The 19,257-nt window shown below is 73.0% G+C and carries 18 protein-coding genes and 4 tRNA genes; 13 read left to right on the forward strand and 9 right to left on the reverse strand.

The features are described from left to right. Positions 1-478 precede the first annotated feature (478 nt). The 3 genes from ACFSHS_RS00130 to ACFSHS_RS00140 all read right to left on the reverse strand — a co-directional run bounded on the left by ACFSHS_RS00130 (position 479) and on the right by ACFSHS_RS00140 (position 750). Positions 479-552: transfer RNA gene (locus ACFSHS_RS00130), tRNA-Phe, on the reverse strand. A 23-nt stretch (positions 553-575) separates the two neighbouring features. Then, positions 576-649: transfer RNA gene (locus tag ACFSHS_RS00135), tRNA-Asp, on the reverse strand. A 28-nt stretch (positions 650-677) separates the two neighbouring features. After that, positions 678-750, reverse strand: a tRNA-Glu gene (locus ACFSHS_RS00140). An 85-nt stretch (positions 751-835) separates the two neighbouring features. On the opposite strand from ACFSHS_RS00140, the gene ACFSHS_RS00145 reads away from it, so the two are divergent. Beyond that, positions 836-1,477 (forward strand): AMIN-like domain-containing (lipo)protein, encoded by a 642-nt coding sequence (locus ACFSHS_RS00145; RefSeq protein ID WP_376870277.1) that lies wholly within the window; start codon positions 836-838, stop codon positions 1,475-1,477. 5 nt (positions 1,478-1,482) lie between these two features. Here the strand turns inward: ACFSHS_RS00145 and ACFSHS_RS00150 are convergent, their stop codons facing one another. From ACFSHS_RS00150 to ACFSHS_RS00160, 3 genes are read right to left on the reverse strand one after another with little or no spacing between them, the layout of a single operon-like run. Next, positions 1,483-1,812: a hypothetical protein gene (locus ACFSHS_RS00150; protein ID WP_376870279.1), complete on the reverse strand. Its 330-nt coding sequence runs from the start codon at positions 1,810-1,812 to the stop codon at positions 1,483-1,485. A gap of 23 nt (positions 1,813-1,835) precedes the next feature. After that, entirely contained in the window at positions 1,836-3,338 is a 1,503-nt protein-coding gene (locus tag ACFSHS_RS00155) for a metallophosphoesterase (RefSeq protein ID WP_376870282.1), read from the reverse strand. A 10-nt stretch (positions 3,339-3,348) separates the two neighbouring features. Continuing rightward, complete coding sequence (locus ACFSHS_RS00160) at positions 3,349-3,876, reverse strand: GtrA family protein (protein WP_376870285.1); 528 nt, start codon at positions 3,874-3,876, stop codon at positions 3,349-3,351. Positions 3,877-4,041: 165 nt separating this feature from the next. Here ACFSHS_RS00160 and ACFSHS_RS00165 point away from each other — a divergent pair, with 165 nt between their 5' ends. The 3 genes from ACFSHS_RS00165 to ACFSHS_RS00175 all read left to right on the forward strand — a co-directional run bounded on the left by ACFSHS_RS00165 (position 4,042) and on the right by ACFSHS_RS00175 (position 6,662). Then, positions 4,042-4,923 carry a Rieske (2Fe-2S) protein gene (locus ACFSHS_RS00165; RefSeq protein WP_376870288.1) on the forward strand — a complete coding sequence of 294 codons (882 nt, stop codon included), beginning with the start codon at positions 4,042-4,044 and terminating at the stop codon, positions 4,921-4,923. A 28-nt stretch (positions 4,924-4,951) separates the two neighbouring features. Beyond that, positions 4,952-5,791: a hypothetical protein gene (locus tag ACFSHS_RS00170; RefSeq protein ID WP_376870290.1), complete on the forward strand. Its 840-nt coding sequence runs from the start codon at positions 4,952-4,954 to the stop codon at positions 5,789-5,791. 535 nt (positions 5,792-6,326) lie between these two features. Then, on the forward strand, positions 6,327-6,662 hold the full coding sequence (locus ACFSHS_RS00175; RefSeq protein WP_376870292.1) for a YnfA family protein: 336 nt from the start codon (positions 6,327-6,329) through the stop codon (positions 6,660-6,662). A gap of 12 nt (positions 6,663-6,674) precedes the next feature. On the opposite strand, the gene ACFSHS_RS00180 is transcribed toward ACFSHS_RS00175, so the two are convergent. Next, positions 6,675-7,064: an ester cyclase gene (locus tag ACFSHS_RS00180; protein ID WP_376870295.1), complete on the reverse strand. Its 390-nt coding sequence runs from the start codon at positions 7,062-7,064 to the stop codon at positions 6,675-6,677. Positions 7,065-7,523: 459 nt separating this feature from the next. Here ACFSHS_RS00180 and ACFSHS_RS00185 point away from each other — a divergent pair, with 459 nt between their 5' ends. The 7 genes from ACFSHS_RS00185 to ACFSHS_RS00215 all read left to right on the forward strand — a co-directional run bounded on the left by ACFSHS_RS00185 (position 7,524) and on the right by ACFSHS_RS00215 (position 14,064). After that, positions 7,524-7,883: a hypothetical protein gene (locus ACFSHS_RS00185; protein ID WP_376870298.1), complete on the forward strand. Its 360-nt coding sequence runs from the start codon at positions 7,524-7,526 to the stop codon at positions 7,881-7,883. A 385-nt stretch (positions 7,884-8,268) separates the two neighbouring features. Then, positions 8,269-9,330: a restriction system modified-DNA reader domain-containing protein gene (locus ACFSHS_RS00190; RefSeq protein ID WP_376870300.1), complete on the forward strand. Its 1,062-nt coding sequence runs from the start codon at positions 8,269-8,271 to the stop codon at positions 9,328-9,330. A 119-nt stretch (positions 9,331-9,449) separates the two neighbouring features. Further along, positions 9,450-9,525, forward strand: a tRNA-Lys gene (locus ACFSHS_RS00195). Between the two features lie 225 nt (positions 9,526-9,750). Beyond that, on the forward strand, positions 9,751-10,647 hold the full coding sequence (locus tag ACFSHS_RS00200; RefSeq protein ID WP_376870302.1) for an SDR family oxidoreductase: 897 nt from the start codon (positions 9,751-9,753) through the stop codon (positions 10,645-10,647). Between the two features lie 145 nt (positions 10,648-10,792). Beyond that, on the forward strand, positions 10,793-12,292 hold the full coding sequence (locus tag ACFSHS_RS00205; RefSeq protein ID WP_376870304.1) for a mannitol dehydrogenase family protein: 1,500 nt from the start codon (positions 10,793-10,795) through the stop codon (positions 12,290-12,292). Further along, complete coding sequence (locus ACFSHS_RS00210) at positions 12,289-13,017, forward strand: HAD family hydrolase (protein ID WP_376870307.1); 729 nt, start codon at positions 12,289-12,291, stop codon at positions 13,015-13,017. Before ACFSHS_RS00205 ends, ACFSHS_RS00210 begins: the two co-directional genes overlap by 4 nt. Positions 13,018-13,437: 420 nt before the next feature. Beyond that, positions 13,438-14,064 carry a hypothetical protein gene (locus ACFSHS_RS00215; RefSeq protein WP_376870309.1) on the forward strand — a complete coding sequence of 209 codons (627 nt, stop codon included), beginning with the start codon at positions 13,438-13,440 and terminating at the stop codon, positions 14,062-14,064. A 299-nt stretch (positions 14,065-14,363) separates the two neighbouring features. On the opposite strand, the gene ACFSHS_RS00220 is transcribed toward ACFSHS_RS00215, so the two are convergent. Both ACFSHS_RS00220 and ACFSHS_RS00225 read right to left on the reverse strand, forming a co-directional pair. Beyond that, positions 14,364-15,014 (reverse strand): DUF305 domain-containing protein, encoded by a 651-nt coding sequence (locus ACFSHS_RS00220; protein WP_376870311.1) that lies wholly within the window; start codon positions 15,012-15,014, stop codon positions 14,364-14,366. Between the two features lie 83 nt (positions 15,015-15,097). Further along, complete coding sequence (locus tag ACFSHS_RS00225; RefSeq protein WP_376870313.1) at positions 15,098-15,553, reverse strand: hypothetical protein; 456 nt, start codon at positions 15,551-15,553, stop codon at positions 15,098-15,100. Between the two features lie 169 nt (positions 15,554-15,722). Between ACFSHS_RS00225 and ACFSHS_RS00230 the strand changes: the two genes are divergently transcribed. Next, a complete protein-coding gene (locus ACFSHS_RS00230; protein WP_376870315.1) occupies positions 15,723-16,238 on the forward strand; it encodes a DUF4396 domain-containing protein in 516 nt (171 codons plus the stop codon). 397 nt (positions 16,239-16,635) lie between these two features. After that, positions 16,636-19,236, forward strand: a complete 2,601-nt coding sequence (locus tag ACFSHS_RS00235; protein ID WP_376870318.1) for an EAL domain-containing protein — start codon at positions 16,636-16,638, stop codon at positions 19,234-19,236. Positions 19,237-19,257 lie beyond the last annotated feature (21 nt).

The following is a 19,257-nucleotide window of genomic DNA, read 5'->3' on the forward strand; positions in this document are numbered from 1 at the left end:
CGGACGGCTCGTACGGTTGCGGTTCCCCCGGTTCCGGCCGCTGTTCTCGGGTAGGTGGTGCCACCTCGACGATGACCTCGGGGAGCACGCGCCGTTCCGTGTCCGGCTCGTCCGGTTCCAGGGCCCGCACCGGTCGGTGCGCCCGATCGCTCGGCACCACACCCGGCCAGTCCTGACGCTCCCGGTCCTCGCTCACGGGCGGCCGGACCGGTTCCGCGGCTCGTGCGACCGGCGAAGTCTGGGCATCCGTGGCCATGACGTCCTCCGTCAGGATCCGAGACGGGCCAGGTTAGTGTTCCGCGTCCCTCGGAGGAAGCGATCGGAGTGCGCTCAGGACGGCCTCGGCGCGCCGCGGACACATCCGTGTGGCGTTCGGGTCGAGCACACCCGCGCCGCGACGGACGACCTGGTCGGAGCCGGCGCCGAGCTGGTCGCGCCACCGAGGTGACTGCCGCGCTGCGGCCTGACGCTCTCTGTGTGGGCAGGGGCGGGGTCGAACCGCCGACCTCTCGCTTTTCAGGCGAGCGCTCGTACCGACTGAGCTACCTGCCCCTCCCGGTGTCCCCACCGGAGAGCGACCCTGACGGGACTCGAACCCGCGACCTCCGCCGTGACAGGGCGGCGCGCTAACCAACTGCGCTACAGGGCCTTGCTGTGGTGCCGTGCTGTGCCGTGCGTGCCCCCAACGGGGTTCGAACCCGTGCTACCGCCTTGAAAGGGCGGCGTCCTGGACCACTAGACGATGGGGGCTCGTAGTTCGCCGGGGGCGGGAGAAACAATACATGGCCCCGTGGCGTACCCCGGCGCGGGGGCCGGGTGCTGCGAAACTTCGCCCGTGAGCACCCGTTCCCGCGCCGCCGCCGCCGTCCTCTCCCTGCTCCTCGCGGGGCCGCTGCTGCTCGCCGGCTGCGGTGAGGGGGACACGTCGGAGGCCGCCTCCTCGTCCTCGGCGTCGGCGGATGCATCGGAGGCCATCGCCACGACGACCCCGGCCGCGCAGGACTCCGCCGAGGACGGGACGGACGACGCGCCCGACTTCCCGGCCGACACCGAGCCCGACGCCGCCGAGGCGTCCGCGGACGCGGCGGTCACGGTGAGCGACATCCGGATCGGCACCCACGACGGCTTCGACCGGGTGGTCCTCGAGGTCGGCGGGACCGGCACGCCCGGCTGGGACGTGCGCTACGTGGATGCCGCGTCGTCCCAGGGCAGCGGGGAGCCGGTGGCGGTCACCGGGGCCGCCGTCCTCCAGGTGACCCTCACCGGCGCCGGCTACCCGTACGCCACCGGCGTCGAGGAGTACGCGGGGCCGCCGCTGACCGGGACGGGCACCTCCGCGGTCACCGAGGTGGTCCACGACGCGACATTCGAGGGCACCTCGGTCACCTTCGTGGGCACCGCGGCGAGGAACCCCTTCCGGGTCTACGCCCTCGAGAACCCGACGCGGGTGGTCGTCGAGGTGGCGCACGCGGGCTGAGCCCCTCAGCCCAGCGAGGCGGTGAGCTCCACCGAGTCGCCGGTGACGCTGGAGCACTCGAGCTGCAGGGGGCCGGCCGTGACCGTCTCGCCCTCGCCGCAGGACACGGTGGCGCCGCCCACGCTCAGCGAGGCACGGCCGTCCTGGACGCCGCCGAAGGTCAGGGTGGTGCCCAGGATCTCGGCCTCCGCCCCCTCGCCGGAGAGGGTGACGGTGCAGCGGCTGGTCGTGCAGCTGACGCCGTTCGCGGAGAAGGAGCAGGCGGACAGCGGCAGCAGCAGCGCGCCAGCGAGGAGCGCGCTGGCGATCCGGGGGGCCGTCGACGTCGAGGACATGTCCCGAGCGTAGGTGCGCACCGTCATCCGGTCGGGGATGCGGGCGCCTCCGCGCCGTCGGTCGCGGTGCCGTCGGTCGGGATGCCCTCGGCCGCCTGGTCCGGGGCGACCGTGCGGCGCTGGATCGTCACCTCTGTCTCGCCCAGTCCGCCGAGGGTGATCTCGTCGTAGGCCTGCAGCTGCCCGGTCTCGGCGTCCAGGTAGAGCACGGTGCAGGTCAGCGGCTCGGGGTACTCACCCTCCAGCCCGCGCAGACCGGCTCCGCCCGTGGACCCCTGCACCATGAGCAGCGTCCCCTCGTCGAAACGGCCCACTCTGCGCTCGTGGGTGTGCCCGGCCAGCACGAGGGGGACCTCGCCGTCGAGCGGGCGGGCCTGCAGGGGGTCGTGGACCATCGTGACGGCCGGCGGGGCGGGCAGCTCCGCGACGACGGCGGCGAGCTCCTCCCCGGACTGGAAGAGCACGTCCTCGCTGGCGTCGTCGTCCCCGGTCGTCTTGTCCGGGGTGAATCGCGGGTCCGGCGTGCCGGCGATCTCGATCCCGGCCACGGTCACGGTGGAGTCGTCCAGGACGGTGGCGTTCGGCTGCGCGGCGACCAGCGCCGCCGTGGTGGCGGAGTCGTGGTTGCCGCGGATGAAGACGTAGGGCACGTCGAGCTCCCCGACCGTCGTGATCAGCCGGTTCTCCGGCTCGCTGCCCCAGTCGGTGAGGTCGCCGGTGTCGAGCACCGCGTCCACGGGGAACTGCTCGACCACCTGGCGCACCAGGTCGAAGCCGGCCGGGTTGAGGTGGATGTCCGAGACGTGCAGGAACGCCACGGTCTCGCCGTCGGTGTCGGGCGCGGGCAACCTGGACAGCGCCGAGTACAGCGTGCCGACGTTGCCGACGAGGTCCTCGAGGGAGGCCCGGTAGGCGTCGAACCGCGCGGCGATGTCCTCCGCGCTGCCGATCAGGCTGGTCGCGTTGACCAGCAGGCCGGTGTACGTGGGCTGGGAGAGGGCCTGGGGGCGCCAGGTGGCCGCTCCCAGGCCGGCCGTGCCCACGAGGACCGCAGCGGTGACACCGACGGCGATCAGTGGCTCGCGCCGGCGGCGGGTGATCACGAGGGAGGTCAGCGCGGCGCCGGCCAGGGCCAGCGCCGCCGTCGTCCAGGTCAGCCGGACGACGGCCGACCGCAGGTCGGCGGTCACCTGTCCGACGACGCCGGCCAGCCGCACGGGGTCGGTGGCCAGGGCCCGCGCGCGTTCCTGGTCGACGCGCTGGAGGTCGATGTCCAGGCGCAGCGGGCCGTCGTAGACGTCGACGCTGAGGGATCCCAGCGGCGGGACGCCGACCGAGGCGCCTCCTCCGGTCGGGCGGAAGGCCAGGGTGGCGTCGAACGGGCCGACGGGTGCCGAGATCCGCCCGAACAGGAGGACCGCCACGAGTGCTCCGGTGAGGGCGATGACCACCCGCAACGCCCACCGGCCGCCGACGCGGGCGCGGGATCGCCAGTGGGAGGGGCCGGGACCGGTCGGCTCGCTCACCGTGCTCAGGTTACTGAGCGGCAGGCGTTCCCGTCGGGCGGAAGATCCAGCGCAGGGCGATGAAGCGGATGAGCCCGATGAACCCGGTGACGGCGGCGACCAGGGTGATCTGGAGCAGCGGGTGCGCCGAGCCGACGGTGGCGTCCAGCCAGCGGAGGGCGACGCTCGTGGCGACCAGCCCGAAGAGGGAGACGCCACCCGCCTCGATCTGGGCGGTGAGCCAGCCGACCCGATCCTCCGCCCGGAAGGTCAGCCTGCGGTGCATCTCGTTGGCCAGGACCGTGGACGCCACCGTGGCGACGACGTGCGCCGGCAGGTAGCCCAGCCACTGCAGGGAGAGGAAGAGGAGGGCGTAGACCGCGGTGGACGAGCCGCCGACCAGCACGAACCGCACGAACTGGGCGAACGTGTCGTCACGGCGGATCCGCTCGGCGACCTCGTGGGCCACCTCACCCACGGGGTGCAGCCGGCCGTGCGCGAGGTCACCGAGGGCGTCGGTGTCCTGCGGCCGGCGGCGCAGCAGGGGCGGGCAGCTCACGGTGATCCTCTCCGGTGCCGGAACCAGTGGGTCAGACTCTCCTCTTCGGGGTGGCCGTTGTCATCCGAGAACATGCCTGCTCACCCTGACATTTCCCTGTCCGTTCGGTCACGGTCGTGTGAACGCGTGGGCGTCGTCACCGGATCGCGGGGGTAGGGGAGCGCCATGAGTCTCATGGCGTTCCTCGACCGGTGGGCCGACGTCCCGACCTACGACAAGGCGATCGAGTCGGCGCGGCGGGCGGTGAACGCGGCGCTGCGCCCCCAGGGAGTCAAGGACCTCCTCCACGGGACGTGGCTGGGCCACTCGCTGCATCCCGTGCTGGTCCAGGTGCCGGTGGGCAGTTGGGTGTCGGCCGGTGTCCTGGACGCCATCCCGCGGCTGCGTCCGGCGGCCACGGTGCTGATCGGCACCGGCGTGGCTGCCGCCGTCCCGGCCGCGCTGAGCGGCGCGGCGGACTGGTCGGAGCAGGACGTCGGTGTGCGCCGCCTCGGGGCGCTGCACGCGCTGGCGAACACGGCGGCGCTGAGCCTGTACGTCGGTTCCCTGCTCGCCCGCGGCAGCGGCCGGGGCACGCTGGGGCGGGTGCTCTCCTACGCCGGGCTCGGGATCGCCGGCGGGTCGGCGGCGGTGGGCGGGCACATGTCCTACGCACAGTCGTCCGGCCCGTCCCACTCGGCGACGGCTGCGCGGGCCCTGACCTCGGACTGGATCGACCTGGGGCCGTTGGACGACCTGCCCGAGGGCAAGCCGGCGCTGCGCACGGGCAAGGGCGGCAGCGTCGCCGTGCCGCTCGCCGCGGTCCGGCGGGGAGCGCGGGTCGACGTCTTCGTCGGGGCCTGCGCGCACCTGTCGGGGCCGCTCTACGAAGGGGCGGTCGAGGAGGTGCGCGGCGAGCAGTGCCTGGTGTGCCCCTGGCACGGCTCGGCGTTCGACCTCGACAGCGGCTCCCCGCGGCGTGGGCCGGCGGCCAATCCGCAGGAGAAGCTCGAGGTGCGCATGGAGGCCGGCCGGGTGATGGCCCGGCTGCCCAACCGCCACAGGTGAGCGCCTCGGCGTCCTAGTCTTCCGCCTCGTGAGGCGGTGCCTGGTCGCCCTGGCGGGGCTGCTCGCCGCTGCCTGCGGAACGACGGCCTCTCCCACCGCCTCCTCCTCGACGCCCGGCCCGGCCGTGCCTGCCGTGCCCGGGATGGAGGCCGAGGCGGTGCGGTTGCGCACCGACGAGGCGGTCGGGGGCCGGTTCCAGGTGCGCCTCGCCGCCACGGGGGGCGACGTCTTCACCGTCACGTCGGTCGCCCTGGACTCACCCGGCTTCGGCGCGCTGCCGGCGACCGCGGTGACCGCGGAGTTCGCCCTGGGCCGGGTGATCGACCTGCCGACCCCCTACGGGCCCCCGCAGTGCGACGCGGACCCGTGGCCGGCTGCGGCACGGCTCACCGTCGTGCGGCCCGGTGGCGCCGCGGAGCCGGTACGGGTCCCGCTGTCCGGCGACGTGCTCGCGACCGTGCACGAGGAGGAGTGCGCGGAGCAGGCGATCGCGGAGGTCGTCGAGGTGACCGTGGCCGACCTGGCCGACGACGGTGACGCGGTGACGGGGTTGCTCACCCTCACCCGCCGGGCGGGGGAGGAGCGGGTGGCCGCAACCGCCCTGGGGCGCAGCGTGCTGCTCGAGGTCGTGGCCGAGGAACTGCCGCTCGAGCTCCCGGCCGGGGAGCGGAGCGTGACGACGGCGGTCTCCTTCACGCCCGCCTCCTGTCACCCGCACGTGCTGGCGGAGACCAAGAAGCCGTACGTGTTCCCGCTGACCGTCGAGGTCGAGGACGTGGATCCGGTATCGGTCGATCTGCCGCTGGACCAGGGGGCCCGCGACCGACTGGCGGCGCTGGTGCAGCGGGTGTGCGGCGCGACGAACTGAGTGCGAGGAAGAGACCGGCCCGGCCGCCCCGGGGGGAACGGGGCGGCCGGGCCGGGGTTCGTGCCGCCGGACGTCGGCGGAAGGATCCGTGGCCGGGTGGCGGGCGAGGACCGGGCGCCCGACCGGAGCGGGATGACCGTACGTAGTGGCCGGCGCGTGGGGGGATCCCCTGAACGGGTGCAATGCGCTGCGCTCCGGTGACGGAGTGCACACCCCGGTCGGTTCGATCGGCGGCGTGCTGGGCAGGGGGAGGCGATGTTCTTCCTCTTCTCCAATCGGCTGGGCTGTCTCGGGTCGCTGCTGGTCTCCGCCCTGCTGACCCTCGTCCTTCTCCTCGTGTTCGACGTCCTCTGACGGGGGCCGGACGCGGCACGCCCCGACCGCCGCCGTGCGGCAGCCGGCCCTGGGCCACATGGCCGACGTCCTCACCGCGCACGAGGCCTACGGCGCGCGAGCCCGTCGCCTGACGGGAACCAGGCCGGTGGTCGTCCGAGGAGGCGGGTCCGTGGTCGGTCCGGGTGGCAGGCTCCACGGCATGACGGTCGCGCGCTCGATCCTGCTGTTCGTCCTGGCCGCGGTCGCCGAGATCGGCGGGGCGTGGCTCGTGTGGCAGGGCGTGCGCGAGCACCGCGGCTGGCTCTGGATGGGCCTGGGCGTCCTGGCCCTCGGGGCGTACGGGTTCGTCGCCACCCTCCAGCCCGACGCCCACTTCGGCCGGATCCTCGCCGCTTACGGCGGGGTCTTCGTCGCGGGAAGCCTGGTCTGGGGCATGGTCGCCGACGGGTTCCGGCCGGACCGGTACGACGTGATCGGCGCGACCATCTGCCTGATCGGCGTGGCGGTGATCATGTACTCCCCCCGGCAGGCGTAGCCGGAGCTCGGGTCAGGCTGAGCCCTCCGGACGGCGAAGCTGACGGCGTCGCTCGTCGTTGTCCTCCAGCCCCCACCAGTCGACGATCCGGCCGTCGCGGACGGTGAACCAGTACACCTCCCGCACGTCGCGGAACGACCGCCCCGTCGGTGGCCGGCCCATCCACGGTCCGGTCTGGGTGCCCGAGCAGCGGAAGTGCCCCACGACGGCGTCGCCCTCGCCGACGAGTTGGACGATCTCCATCCGGACGTCGGGGAACGCCGTCCGGAAAGGCGCCACCCATGCGCGCGCGTCCGCCGCGAGGTCCGGTGCGAACAGGTCGTCCAGTGCGTCGAGGTTTCCCCCGTTCATGACCTCGACGACGACGCGGGCCGCCAGCCGCTTGTTGTCCTCGACGCTCACCGCGGCCGCCTGGCGTGCATGCTCGGACGGTAGACCGCACCCGAGCAGGCAGGCCGGGCCGCAGATGCACAACCGCCGGAGGGGAGCGCCGTCGCGCGGACGCCTGACCAGGCTCGGCCTGCGGAGCCGGCCCCGTTCGCCGGGTGACCTGTTGGGCGGCCACCCGGGAGGCGGATCCGTTGCGGGCCTCTGGCGCTTGCAGAAGACCCCTCCTAGCTGCGCATTCGCATAGTCGCCGAACGGTCCAACGATGTGGTCTTGGGACGCGGACACATGGTGGCTGGAACGCCGCACCGCTTGCATAGGAACGTCCTCTATCGGGGTTGCCGGCGCCTCGCTGTGGTGCAAGGCCTTATCCCGGCGTTCCGTTCGCGACGCGCCCATCTCCTTGCGCGGCGGCAGGAGTTCGCTGGCCGATCATTCCGACGGACTACGCAGCGCAACAAGGGAGAACTGAGAGTGGCGCCAGAGGTCGTCGCCGGGATCATCACCGGTGGTGCAGGGCTGGCGGGGGTCCTGATCACCGCCTGCATCAAGTCGAGGGCCGGTCGAACGGAAGATGCCGGGCGAGATGAGCGCATGCTTCAGGAGGCCATTCGAGAGCTTCTCAACGGCAGGTGGGAGCTCCGTACCCTCCAGACGATCAAGAAGCATGTCGCCCTCGATGACGAGGATGAGCTTCGTCAGGCGCTGAGGCGAGCCGGTGCAGTGCGCTTCTACCGAGAGCGGGGAACATCGCGGGAGACCGAGCTGTGGGGTCTGCGTCAGCGCAACTTGGAGCGCCTTCGCGGACGGGCTCAGGAGGACATCGGCGCCTGATCGTTGCGGGGGTCGAGCGGTCTACATCGAGTGGACCCGGCCTCGCCGTCATGAGACCGCGGCGTGGTCGCTTGTTCACCAAGAAGACCCATCGGCACGGTGCGCATGTGGGTGCGGTCGTGGTTCTGGTCTCCGTGGTGAACCACTGATGCGGCGGCGGGCCCGCAATCGTGGAGTAGTGGGCACACTGCTGGGCGTTGGGAGCGCTTGGCGGACCCTCAAGCATTTCGGCGAAATCGCCGTTGGCCTCGGAGTGGAGCCGCTCGAGGCCGACGCCGTGGCCGAGTAGCTGAAAGGATCACGGGGAGAGGGCATGCGGTAGCTGTACGACGCGCTGAAGCACTGCGCGGAGCGGGTCGACCGCTATCGGCAGCTGCGGCAGCGGGTGGGCGAGTCCAACACGAAGGCTGGCCTGATCGAGCCGATCATCGCGGCGCTCGGCTGGGACGTCCTCGACCCGGACGAGGTCCACCGGGAGTACCGGCGACGTCCCGTGGACAATCCTGTCGACTACGCGTTGTTGCTGCTGCGCACCCCGCGGCTGTTCATCGAGGCGAAGGGCCTCGGGGAGAACCTCGCTGACCCGCGCTGGGCCAACCAGACCATCAGCTACGCGGCCGTCGCCGGGGTGGAGTGGGTGGCGCTGACCGACGGCGCGGAGTGGCGGGTATTCAACGCGCACGCCCCGGTGCCCATCGAGCAGAAGCTGTTCCGCGCTGTCCGGGTCGAGGACGTCGACGCCGCTGCGGAGCTGCTCACCCTGCTGAGCAAGGACAACATGCGGGACAACCGCATCGAGGAGCTCTGGCGGGGGTTCTTCGTCGACCGCCAGGTCAACGCCGCACTGGCGGAGATGTACTCCGACGCCGAGCCGGCGCAGGACGTCGTGAACCTGGTGGCCAAGCGCGTGCCGCAGCTGAGCCGCGCCGACGTGCGGTCGAGCCTGATGCGCGCACGGGCGACCTTCGACTTCCCATCGGCTACGTCGGCGGCGACGCCCGGCACGGCGCCGGTCATCACCGCCCAGGAGGTCGACGACCTGACCGCTGATTCCGCGGCGTCCACGGCGACAGATCGAGCTGAACCCGGCCGTAGGGCTTCTCCGCGGCCAACGAAGCCGCGGGTCAGCGCAGATGAGCGGAAGCTCGGGATCTCGGACCTCCTGGCCGTCGGTCTGCTGACCGTCGGGGCGACGCTGGAAGGGGACTACATGGGACGACGGCACACTGCTGAACTCCTTGCCGACGGCAGCGTCCGCTACGGCGGCGAGGTCCATCGCTCTCTGTCGAGCGCCGGCCGGGCGGTCAAGGTCGCCGTCTCCGGGCCGGGCACTCCGGAGTCGACCTTGTCGACGGACGGTTGGGACTTCTGGCGTGCTCGCGATCCCCGGACCGGCTTGTCGGTGAAGCTGAAGGACCTCCGACGCCGGGCGGCTTCGTCCGCGTAGCGGTCGGTCCGGCCTGGGTGGCCGCCCCGCGGCGCGCTAGCCTCGCGGCGGGCCGCAGACGTCCCCAGTTGTCTCACGCGTTGTGTGGTGCGTCTTCTGGAGGGTTCTCTGCACCCACCGGGCCTCTAGCTCAATCGGCAGAGCAGCGGACTTTTAATCCGCGGGTTGTGGGTTCGATCCCCACGGGGCCCACCACGTCGATGTGCTGCTTCGGCTGATGCTTGACGCCGGAGCTTCGGGTGATGCTTGACGGTGTTCCGGCTGATGCTTGACACCTACTCCGGCCGATCCGGGGACCGTTGGTCGCGGCCGGGCGCATGCGGTGGCCCGGCGGTGCCGGATCCCCCTTCGGGCGGATGAGGAGTCTGACCGCGCCTGCGCCGGGTAGGAGCCGGGTCCAGTCGCCGACGAGGGAACTCCATGAGCCAGGACCAGTACTCCGAGCAGGACCCCACCACCCAGCACGCCGAGCCCGACGCGCTGCCCGAGCAGGAGATCGAGCACCCGGGCCTGGAGTCCGACATGGACCTCCAGCCCGACTACGGCGAGTCGACCTACCGGGGCAGCGGCCGGCTCGAGGGCAAGCGCGCGCTGATCACCGGTGGGGACTCCGGCATCGGACGGGCGGTCGCCCTGGCCTACGCCCGGGAGGGCGCCGACGTCCTCATCTCCTACCTGCCGGAGGAGGAGGACGACGCCCACGTCACCGCCCAGGTGGTCCGCGACGCCGGGCGCAGAGCGGTCACCGCTCCCGGCGACATCCGGGACGAGGCCTTCTGCCGGAACCTGGTCGAGCGCACCGTCTCCGAGCTCGGGGGCCTCGACGTGCTGGTCAGCAACGCGGCCTACCAGATGTCCATCGAGGGCATCGAGGACCTGAGCACCGAGCAGTTGCTGCGGACCTACTACACCAACGTCTTCGCCACGTTCTGGCTGTGCAAGGCCGCCGTCCGCCACATGCAGCCCGGCTCGAGCATCATCATCACGACGTCCATCCAGGCCTACCAGCCCTCGCCCTCGCTGCTGGACTACGCGTCCACGAAGGGCGCGCTGGTCAATCTGACGAAGGGGCTGTCGCAGGACCTGGCACCGAAGGGCATCCGGGTCAACACCGTGGCGCCCGGGCCGATCTGGACCCCGCTCATCCCGGCCACGATGCCGGCGGAGCAGGTGGGCTCCTTCGGCGCGGAGACGCCGATCGGCCGCGCCGGGCAGCCGGCGGAGCTCGCCCCGGCCTACGTCTTCCTGGCCTCCCAGGAGTCCAGCTACATCACCGGTGAGCGCATCGGGGTCACCGGCGGCATGCCGATGCCCTGACCGACGTCGGCGGGGGTGGGCGACGGCGGGGCGGCACGGCGGAGCCGCTGCGGCGGGTTCAGAGACGGTGCGCGCGGGCATGGAGGAGTGAGGCCTGCGGGTGCAACAGCCGCCCTTGCCTTCTTCTCCCCCTCGAGGACCGTCGATGACGCACGCCCCTGCCCGAACGCTGCCCCTGACCGACCGGACCCTCGACCAGCTCCCGGCTGCCGTCTCCCCGCCCGGCTACGACCGGGCCGCGCTGCGCCACGGGATCGTGCACATCGGGGTGGGCGCCTTCCACCGTGCCCACCAGGCGGTCTACCTCGACGACCTGGCCCGCCGCGGGACGACGGACTGGGGTGTGGTGGGCGTCGGCCTGCACAGCAGGGCCATCGGCGAGGTGCTCGCCGCCCAGGACCGGCTCTACCTCGTCGTCGAGCGCCGGGCCGACGGCGACGACGCCCGCGTGGTCGGTGCCATGACCCGGTACCTCTACGCCCCCGACGACCCCGATGCCGTGCTCGCCGCGCTGGTCGACGAGCGCACACGGGTGGTGACCTTGACCATCACCGGCACCAGTTACCGCATCGACCCGCACACCGGCGACTTCGACGCCGACGACGAGGACGTGCAGGCGGACCTGCGCGACCCGGCGCGCCCGAGGACCGTCTTCGGCTACCTGGTCGAGGCCCTCGACCGGCGCCGCGGAGCGGGACTGCCACCGTTCACCGTCCTGTCCTGCGACAACATGCAGCACAACGGGGCTGCCGCCCGCACCGCGGTGGTGTCCTTCGCCCGGCTGCGTGACGGGGAGCTGGCCGATTGGATCGACGAGCAGGTCGCCTTCCCCAGCAGCATGGTCGACCGGATCACGCCGAACACCAGCCCGGAGGACCGGGACGCCGTCGCCGCCGCGACGGGGGTGGACGACCAGTGGCCGGTCATCACCGAGCCGTACAGCCAGTGGGTGGTCGAGGACTCCTTCTGCAACGGTCGTCCACCGCTCGAGGACGTCGGCGTCCAGTTCGTCGACGACGTGGAGCCCTACGAGGTGATGAAGACCCGGCTGCTCAACGCCAGCCACAGCGCGATGGCCTACCTGGGCTACCTCGCCGGCCTCCGGACCACCGACGAGCTCCTGGCAGACCCCGTCTTCCGCTCCTTCCTCGCCCGGATGATGGCCGAGGAGATAACACCGCTCCTGCCCGCGGTCCCGGGCATCGATCTCGGGGCGTACCAGGTGACGCTGCTCGAGCGGTTCAGCAACCCCCGGCTCGGCGACCAACTGGCCCGGCTCGGCAGGCGCGGCTCCAGCAAGATCCCGAATTATCTGCTGCCCTCGGTCGTGGAGGCCATGGAGCAGGACCGTCCGTACCGGCTGCTGTGCCTGGCCGTGGCCGGGTGGTTGCGGTATTTGCGTGGCCACGACTACGTCGGCGACGAGGTGCCGATCCAGGGTCCACGTCCGGATCTGGTGCGCGTGGCTCAGGAGGGGGGAGGCGACTCCGCGCCGCTGCTGTCGGAGCAGGCCGTCTTCGCCGAGCTCGGGCGCGACCCGCGGTTCGCCGAGCCGGTGCAGCGGGCCCTCGAGGCGCTGGACCGGGAAGGGCCCCGGGAAGTCATCGAGCGGTACCTCGCCGGAGACGTGCGGGAGGCGGCATGACCGCGGCGCCGGCCCCGTGGTCGGCGACCGTGCTGCTGTGCGACGCCGACGGAACGCTGTTCCCGTCCGAGGAACCGGCGTACGCGGCGTCGGCCGACGTCACCAACCGGTTCCTCGCCCACCTCGGCGCCCGGCGGCCGTACACGCCGCTGGAGCTGCAGCGGATGACCAACGGCAAGAACTTCCGCGGTGCGGCGCACGAGCTCGCGGCCGGCTACGGCCGGGAGCTGGCGCGAGAGGACCTGGAGCACTGGGTGGCCGAGGAGAAAGAGGTGGTCACCGCGCACCTGCGGACCGCGCTGCGCCCGGATCCGGATGTCCACGAGTGCCTGACCCGGCTGGCCGGCCGGTTCGCCCTCGCGGCGGTGACCTCCAGTGCCTGCTCGCGGCTGGACGCCTGCCTCGAGGTCACCGGCCTCGCTCCGCTGTTCCCGCCCGATCGCCGGTTCAGCGCCGAGGACTCCCTGCCGGAGCCGACGAGCAAGCCGGATCCGGCCGTGTACGCCCACGCCGGACGGCAGCTGGGCATCACGCCCGACGACGCCATCGCGGTCGAGGACTCGGTCAACGGCGCTCTCTCGGCGGTCGCTGCCGGCTACCGGACGATCGGCATGCTCGCCTTCGTGCCGCCGGAGGACCGCAGGGTTCGCACGGACGCCCTCCGCCAGGCGGGCACGGCGACGGTCGTGCCGTCCTGGGCCGAGCTGGTCGACCTGCTGGTCTAGCCGGACGGCCCGGGTCCCGGCTCGTCCGGTCGGCGGCTCGCCCGGGGTGGCAGGGGGCCGTGCGGCAGCCCGCCCGCCGGACGCCGGAGCAGCAGGGCCGCCCGGGCTCCCTCGCGTGCGGCCGACACGCCGCGCGGGTCGCCGCGGTGAGCAGGTCGTCGACCGTGGCGTCAACCTCCGGCACGCGTGCGGGGGACGGTCTTGTCGACAAGACGGCGGAGCCAGGATGGGGTCATCTGCCCGACTGGTGACCTCACGCAACGATTCGGGAACGCGGGGGTCGCAACCCTCGGCGACACCCCCGGGAGGTCGGCGCCGGCACGTACGTTCCTGTCACGCGCGCTTCCGGTTCCGGACGGCGCGGTGGCCGCGCGCTTCCCCCGCGACGGCCCCACACGGATGTGGAACGCGGTGAATGGCATGGGTGGTCTGTTCTACAACGAGGTCGTCCTCGGCGGCGTGGGTCGCACGGGCTGGTGGTTGGTCGACGACGACCGGGAGGCCGGTCCGGCCCGGACGGTGGCGGGGCCCTTCCCGGACCGCGCCGATGCCAACTGGGCTGCCGGCGTGCAGGAGTGCGGTGATCCCGACGGCGTCCGCCCGGTCTTCGGGACCGGCCGCGCGGACGGCGGGCTCGGCTGCCGCCCGTCGCCGCAGGACCGGGCGTGGCTGGCGCACCTGGAGGCGCAGCTCGATCGGCTGCCCCACGGCTGGGACGCCGACCTCTCCGACGACGACGACCTGGTCACCCTCGTCGTCGAGGTGACGGCCGCGCTGGCGGAAGCCGGGCTGCCCCTGAGCGACGGCAACGGGGCCGGGACCGAGACCGGTGGCGCCAGCCTGACGCCCGAACCGGCCCTGGGCGGGATCCTGGTCACCTGGCGGCAGCACGACCGGATGAGCGTCGAGCAGATCCACGGCGCCGCGGCGGACGTTCTCGTCCACGACCTGATGAGCCGGGCACTGGCCGACGTGCTGCGACTGCGGGGCTTCGCCGTCGACACCTTCGGTTCCGGCAACGGCCACCTCGTCCGCCTGCCGGCCTGACGGCCGCCTCGTCCGCCTGCCGGCCTGACGGCCGCCTCGTCCGCCTGCCGGCCTGACGGCCGCCTCGTCCGCCTGCCGGCCTGACGGCCGCCTCGTCCGCCTTCCGGCCTTCCGGCCTGACGGCCGCCGGGCTCGTCCGGTGGCGGCCGCTGGAGGGTCCGGCTGTCCTGTCGATGACCCTTGTGGCGCGTCACCGCCGGTCGGCCGTCGCCCAGGCCGGCGCCCGGCGGCTCGCCCCGGGCGCTGTCGCCGGACCGCGCTCCCCGGCCAGGGCCGGCCGGGGGGCGCGGTGGCGGTGCTCAGTCGTCGAGGTCGGCGAGGAGCCTCTCCATCTCGGCGATCTCGTCGCTCTGGGTCCTCCTGATCGTCTCGGCCAACTGCACCGCGGCGGCGAACCGGCCGTCGTCGATCTCGGCCTCGGCCATCCTGACCGCACCGCTGTGGTGCTCGATCATCTGCTGCAGGAACCTGCGGTCGAACTCGGCGCCGGACGCGCCGGCGAGTGCGTCCATGTCCGCCTCGCTCATGGTGCCCATCGCGTCCCCGCCGGCCATGTCGCCACCTCCGTGGCCACCGTGGTCCGCCGCCGGCTCCTGGTCCCACTCCTCGAGCCAACCCGTGAGGACCTCGATCTCGGGGCCCTGGGCCGCTTCGATGCGGCCGGCGAGGTCGATGACCCGGGGGTCCTGCGCGCGGCTCTCGGCCAGCCGGGACATGTCCATGGCCTGCCGGTGGTGCGGGATCATGCCCTGCGCGAAGCTGACGTCGGCCGCGTTGACCTCCGTCGCGGAGCTCTCCGGCACCGAGGGCGAGGACGTCGACGACATCGAGGTCGACATCGAAGTTGAGTCGCCGTGGTTCGTACCTGACGAGCAGCCGGCGAGGGCCAGGGTGCCTGCGGTGACCACGGCTGCGACGAGGTGGCTCGGACGGCGGGTTGTCGGACTCATTGCAGTTCTCCTCATGGGTGTGCGGTGGGGAATGGCATGGCGACGACCGCCTCGACGACGCGGTCGCGAGGCGGCGGGCCAGCTCAGTTCCGCAGCACGCAGAGGGTGAAGATGTCCGGCGGGCGGAGCCGGTGGGAGGCGACGGGCCAGTGACCACCCGGCGGCGGCGCGGCCGGGCTCGTGCCGTTCCTCCGGGCGTGGAGGGCGGCGATGCCCAGCAGAGCCAGGGCCGCGGACAGGATCGCCAGGCACGCGGCCCACAGGTGATCGAGGGAGCCCGTCGGGTGCGAGGTGGATCCCGTGACGGCGCCGACGTCCGCGAGGCCACGGTGGGAGTCGGCCGGTTCGGCGGCCGGGGACCGGGCCGTCGCCGCGGCGGCATCGTGATCCGGGTGGGCGACCGCGGCCGCGACGGCGAGCAGCGGTGCGGACACCGCATGGCCCGCGGCCGTGCCCGACGGCTCATCGCCCGCGCACTGCAGACCGTGCATCGCGAAGACGGCGCCGAGGACGAGCACCGCCCACCAGTGCCGCCGCATCTGCCCACCCCTGCCGTCGATTACCCGGTACCCCCGGAGGGTATCTTACGGCCACGGCGGGCCCGGGACCGGTCGAGGGGAGGCCGCGACGGGGCGTTGCGGCATATACCCCGCGGGGGTATATAGGCGTCCGTCCACCGTACGAGGAACGGGAGGCATCAGGATGGAGATGCACGAGCACCACGGCGAGCACGGCGGCGCGACACCCGGGCAGCACACCGTGGCCCCCGGCAGTCCGGAGGGGCGACGAGAGCTCACCCGGCTCGCGGTCAGCGCGACGCTGCACTGCCTGACCGGCTGTGCGATCGGTGAAGTGCTGGGCATGGTCATCGGCACGGCGCTGGGCTGGTCCGACGCCGCGACGATCGCCCTGGCCGTGGCCCTGGCGTTCGTCTTCGGCTACTCGCTGACGATCGCGCCGGTCCTGCGCTCGGGCCTGCCCCTGCGCGCGGCGCTGCGCGTGGCCTTCGTCGCCGACACCCTGAGCATCACGGTCATGGAGATCGTCGACAACGCGATCATGCTGCTCATCCCGGGCGCCATGGAGGCGGGTCTGACGTCACTGCTGTTCTGGGGTTCGCTGGCCGTGGCGCTGGCGATCGCCTTCGTCGTCACCGTGCCGGTCAACCGGCTCCTCATCAGCCGCGGCAAGGGACACGCCGTCGTCCACCAGTACCACCACTGAGGAGTGCGGGCCGGGCGGTCACACGGCCGGCCCCGCTCCGCACGGCGTGCGGCTCCGGTGGCCCACGGAAGGGGGCATCGTGAGCGGCCGGCGGGCGCGCAGCCGGGCTGGGAGGCGGCGGACCGCCCCGCCGGCGCCGCGTGCGGAGGCGTTCCAGCGGTCGGGGGAGCCGGCGGTGACGTCGGAGGTCATGCCCGCGATCGTGGCCGCACGGTGTGACAGTTCCCCGTGACGCCCCTGTGGAGCCGCTGGGAGGAACGCGATCTCACCCTCCGGTGGCAGATGGCCCTCAAGCGAGGGGCCGACGTGCCGATGGGAGGGCGTGCGACTTCCTGGCCGGCCGAGGGCCCGCGGACACCGACGCGGGGCACCGCTGTGGCGTTACCTGACCGCCCTGGTGCTCGTCCCGCTGATCGGGGTCGCCGCCCTGACCGCCGCCGTGACGCGCACCCGGATGAGCGAGGCGGCGAGCGCGGCTCGCGCGGAGGCGGCCGTGCGCGCGGTCGCGCAGCTGAGCGCGGCACGCAGCGGCGTGGAGCACGAGGTCATCCCGGCACTGTCCCTCGCCGTCCTCGCCGACCCCGCCGCCTCCGAACTGCTCGGGCTGGGCCCGTTCGTCGGTCAGCTGCAGAGGACGCTCGCGACCGGCGCCACCGAGGAGACCCGCGCCGCGACCGACGAGGCCCTGGCCAGGGTGCCGGCCGGCAGCCAGTGGTCGACCGCGGCGGCCAGGGCTTCCGAGCGCCTGGCCGGGCTGCGCCGCCAGGCCGACGCGGGCACGGTGCCGCTCGACGACCTGTACGACTCCTACCTGGACATCTCCGACGAACTGACCCGTGCCCAGGCCGCCGCGGCGGAGGCGGCGACCGCGGAGAAGGTGTCCGTTCCGACCTACCGGGCCACCCGGGACGTCGAGCTCGTCGCCCAGCTGGCGCAGGACGCCAGCCGGCAGATGCCGCTGTTCCTCGGCACGCAGCTGTCCCGCCTCGTCGCCGGGGAGACGGCGGAGTCCTTCCGCGCCGAGTGGGAGATCGCGTGGGTCGACTACACCGACGCCCGCCGCCGGATGGAGGACCTGTCGCAGCCCGCGCTGCGCGCGGCATGGGAGCGGGTCCAGACCACGCCCGTCTTCGCCCGGGTGGACGGCCTGCTGGCAGCGCGGGCCGAGGGCGCCGACGCCAGCACCATCCCGATGATCGAGCTCATCGGACTGGTCAACCAGGCCCTCGACCGGGACGCCGTCCTCACGGAGTTCCTCGAGGACGCGACGGACACCGCCCAGGACCTGGCGACCGTCGACCACGCGCGCGCCCACGACCTGCAGTCCAGGACGCTGCTGCTGGGCGGCGCCCTCCTGCTGGCCTCGGTCCTCGGCGCGCTCCTCCTGGGCCGGATGATCTCCCGGACACTGCGCGTGCTGGCCGCGCGCGCCACCCAGGTGAGCGAGGGATCGCTGGTCGAGGTCGAGATCGCCGGGCCCCGCGAGGTGCGGACGGTCTCGACCGCGCTGGACGCCACCGTGGCCAGCCTGCGGCGCATCCAGGACCAGGCGGAGGCGGTGGCCCGCGGCGACCTGGCCGACCCGGTGCTCGACCAGCCCCTGTCCGGTCGCCTGGGTGAGGTCGTCCACGCGTCGGTCCGGCAGATCGTCCACGCCGTCCGGCAGCGCGAGGAGCTGCAGTCCGCCCTCGCCCACCAGGCCACCCACGATCCTCTGACCGCCCTGCCGAACCGAGCCCAGGCGCTGCGGCTGGTCACGTCGGCGCTGCACCGGGCGCAGCGCTCCGGGCAGATGACCGGCCTGCTCTTCGTCGACCTCGACGGGTTCAAGGGCGTCAACGACAGCCACGGGCACGCCTCCGGCGACGAGGTGCTCCGCGAGGTGGCCCGCCGCATGACCGCCGTCGTACGTCCCGGCGACGTGGTCGGCCGCCTCGGCGGTGACGAGTTCGTCGTCCTCGTGGAGCAGGTGGCTCTGGAGCGCGACCTCCTCGACCTCGCCGAGCGGCTCATCGGTGCGGTGTCCGCGCCGATCGACGCCGCCGGTCAGCAGGTGCGCATCGGGGCGAGCGTCGGCGTCGCGGTGAGCCGTGACGCCGGCACCGACGCCGACGCGCTGGTCGCCGAGGCGGACACGGCGGCCTACCGCGCCAAGCGCCGCGGCCGGGGCCGGGCGGAGATGTTCGACGAGGCCCTCCGGCTGCAGCTGACCGCGCACGCCGAGCTCGAGGCGGCGATCGCGTACGCCCTGGCCAACGACGAGATGCAGCTGCATTACCAGCCGGTCGTCGACGTGGCCCGCGACCGGCTCATCGGCTACGAGGCCCTGGTGCGGTGGGAACGGCCGGGGCACGGCATGGTGCGCCCGGACGCGTTCATCCCGGTCGCCGAGAGCTCCGGGCTGATCTGCGACCTGGACCGCTGGGTCCTCGGCGCGGCCACCCGTCAGCTCGCCGAGTGGCGTGCGGACACCCCGGCCGACCAGCCCGAGCCCACCGTGGCCGTCAACATCTCCGGCCGGCACCTGACCGACCCGCGCATCGTCGAGGACGTCGCCGACGCGCTCGAGGCCTCGGGGCTGCCGGCGCGGCTGCTGACCCTGGAGGTCACCGAGACCGTGCTGGTCAGCGATCCGGCGGCCATCGACAACCTGGCCGCCCTGCGGGACCTGGGGGTCGCCATCGCGATCGACGACTTCGGCACCGGCTACACCTCCATCGGTCAGCTCGGGCACATGCCGGTGGACACGCTGAAGATCGATCGCAGCTTCATCGCCTCCACCGACCCGGGTCACCGGGAGCTGGTGGCCCTGATGATCCGGGCGGCCCACACCTTCGGTCTCACGGTGGTCGCCGAAGGCGTGGAGGAGGAGGACCAGCTGGCCCGGCTGAAGGCCGATGCCTGCGACCAGGCCCAGGGCTACCTGCTGTACCGGCCCATGACCGCCGCGGACGCCGGCGCCCTGCTCCGTCCGGTCGAGCTGCTCGCGACCGACTGAGGAGGGTGCCGGCTCACCAGG

The organism is Blastococcus deserti (genome assembly GCF_042682525.1).
Classification (GTDB): Bacteria; Actinomycetota; Actinomycetes; order Mycobacteriales; family Geodermatophilaceae; genus Blastococcus_B; species Blastococcus_B deserti.

Coding starts and splice junctions, on each gene's coding strand:
- ACFSHS_RS00150 (WP_376870279.1), bottom strand. CDS start 1,812: ATGTCCTCGACGTCGACGGCCCCCCGGATCGCCAGCGCGCTCCTCGCT.
- ACFSHS_RS00165 (WP_376870288.1), top strand. CDS start 4,042: ATGAGTCTCATGGCGTTCCTCGACCGGTGGGCCGACGTCCCGACCTAC.
- ACFSHS_RS00175 (WP_376870292.1), top strand. CDS start 6,327: ATGACGGTCGCGCGCTCGATCCTGCTGTTCGTCCTGGCCGCGGTCGCC.
- ACFSHS_RS00200 (WP_376870302.1), top strand. CDS start 9,751: ATGAGCCAGGACCAGTACTCCGAGCAGGACCCCACCACCCAGCACGCC.
- ACFSHS_RS00205 (WP_376870304.1), top strand. CDS start 10,793: ATGACGCACGCCCCTGCCCGAACGCTGCCCCTGACCGACCGGACCCTC.
- ACFSHS_RS00210 (WP_376870307.1), top strand. CDS start 12,289: ATGACCGCGGCGCCGGCCCCGTGGTCGGCGACCGTGCTGCTGTGCGAC.
- ACFSHS_RS00215 (WP_376870309.1), top strand. CDS start 13,438: ATGGGTGGTCTGTTCTACAACGAGGTCGTCCTCGGCGGCGTGGGTCGC.
- ACFSHS_RS00220 (WP_376870311.1), bottom strand. CDS start 15,014: ATGAGTCCGACAACCCGCCGTCCGAGCCACCTCGTCGCAGCCGTGGTC.
- ACFSHS_RS00225 (WP_376870313.1), bottom strand. CDS start 15,553: ATGCGGCGGCACTGGTGGGCGGTGCTCGTCCTCGGCGCCGTCTTCGCG.
- ACFSHS_RS00230 (WP_376870315.1), top strand. CDS start 15,723: ATGCACGAGCACCACGGCGAGCACGGCGGCGCGACACCCGGGCAGCAC.